Origin of the sequence: Tistlia consotensis USBA 355 (assembly GCF_900177295.1) — a bacterium.
Taxonomy (GTDB): domain Bacteria; phylum Pseudomonadota; class Alphaproteobacteria; order Kiloniellales; family DSM-21159; genus Tistlia; species Tistlia consotensis.
The window spans coordinates 1-1596 of record NZ_FWZX01000078.1 but is presented as its reverse complement, the minus strand read 5'-3'; the positions used below and the strand labels follow the sequence as shown (position 1 = coordinate 1596).

Genomic DNA, 1596 nt, shown 5'->3' with positions numbered 1-1596 from the left:
GGTGACATCGGCGGCAGGCCCTGCGGGTTCCAGGGCAGCAGGTGCTGCAGCCGCAGGATCGCGTAGAGGATCAGCCAGCCGGCCAGGTTGAAGGCCAGCACCGAGAGGGCGTAGCGGCTCCAGTGCTGGCCCGGCCCCTCGGTGTCGATGCCGCAGGCGCGGTAGAGCGCGCGCTCTACCGGTGCCAGGACCGGTGTCAGCAGGGTCCGCTGGCCGGAGAAGAGCCGGGCCATGTAGAGGCCGAGCGGCCAGGCGAGCAACGTCAGCAGCGCGCCGTAGATGAGGAACTGCAGGATATCGGAAGCCATCGCGGCGGCTCAGAAGCGGTCGGGGCGGAGCAGGGCGACGACCAGGTAGCCGAGCAGCAGGAGCGCGACGACCAGGCCTGCGACGAGATCGAGCGTCATGGCTCGCGTCTCAGAGCCTCTCGCAGGCGCGCACGCTCAACGCGGCGGCGGCGAAGCAGGCGACGGCGAGGGCGATGTAGACGAGGTCGGGCATCGACGAATCTCCAGCGGAGCAGGAGATATCGAGATGCCCGCACGGGCCGTTAAGGCGCTATTCGCAAAGCGGGCGCGGGCCATAAACGCCGCGTAAAGACGACGCTCCGCTCGCCCGGCGCACGTCCGGGAGGTGGATCTTGGCCGGGGAGGCGACCTAGGCGCCGACGTTCACGGCACCCGACGCGAGGTCAAACCCGACGCACGATCGCTTCGGAGGGCGTCTCCCGGCACCCGTGCACCTCGATCGTCGAGTGGACGATGCCGAGGTGGTCCGGCAGGAGGGCGCGGTAGTGCTCCGGTGCCCGCGGCCGGTGCGTCACGACGCTCAGCGCCGCCGCATGCATCCCCGGTCCGATCGACCAGACGTGCAGGTCCGCGATGCGGTTGTCCCCGACGCCCTCGATCGCGGTGCGGACCGAGTCCCTGATGTCGGCGTCGGCGCGCCGGTCGAGCAGGACGCGGCTGGTCTCCTTGAGCAGGAACCAGGCCCAGCGCGCCACCAGCACCGCGCCGACCACGCCCATCAGCGGGTCGAGCCAAACCGCCCCGGCGTACTTGCCCGCCAGCAGCGCCGCGATCGCGAAGACCGAGGTCAGCGCGTCGGCCAGGACATGGAGGTAGGCCGAGCGCAGGTTGTGATCCTCGTGGTGGTGATGGTGCTCATGGGGGTGCCCGGCTTCCTGGCCGTGCGGGCGATGGTCGTGCCCGGCACTGTGATCATGGTGATGGTGGTGGTGGTCATGGGCCTCGCCGCCGCGCGCGGTCAGCAGCAGCGCGCTCGCGCCGTTGACGACCAGACCGACGACGGCGACCAGCAGCGCCCAGTCGAAGGCGATCGGCATCGGGGCGAGGAAGCGCGCCGCGCTCTCCCAGGCCATCACCAGGGCGAAGCCGGCCAGCACGATGGCGCTGGTGTAGGCGCCGAGGGCATTGACCTTGCCGGTGCCGAAGGTGAAGCGCCGGTCTCCGGCGTGGCGCCGGGCGTAGCCGTAGGTGAAGACGCTGAGACCGAGCGCCACGGCGTGCGAGCCCATGTGCATGCCGTCGGCTAGGAGCCTGTCCGGCTAAAGGCGCGGCGGTTTGGGCGGCTGGG

At 70.7% G+C, this 1596-nt stretch carries 2 protein-coding genes and 1 pseudogene; all 3 read right to left on the bottom strand.

The genetic code is table 11. The features are described 5' to 3' along the window. Window positions 1-308, bottom strand: a 308-nt coding sequence (locus tag B9O00_RS32150) for a potassium-transporting ATPase subunit KdpA (protein ID WP_200808733.1), incomplete at its 3' end; no start/stop codon positions are given. Window positions 309-317: 9 nt separating this feature from the next. Further along, entirely contained in the window at window positions 318-407 is a 90-nt protein-coding gene (gene kdpF, locus B9O00_RS32145; protein ID WP_085127552.1) for a K(+)-transporting ATPase subunit F, read from the bottom strand. Between the two features lie 284 nt (window positions 408-691). Then, window positions 692-1546, bottom strand: a pseudogene (gene dmeF / locus B9O00_RS32140) (CDF family Co(II)/Ni(II) efflux transporter DmeF); the annotation flags it as partial. Between the last annotated feature and the right edge of the window lie 50 nt (window positions 1547-1596).

Excerpts from the sequence above, each read along its gene's own strand:
- kdpF (WP_085127552.1), bottom strand. The coding sequence starts at position 407 with ATGACGCTCGATCTCGTCGCAGGCCTGGTCGTCGCGCTCCTGCTGCTC.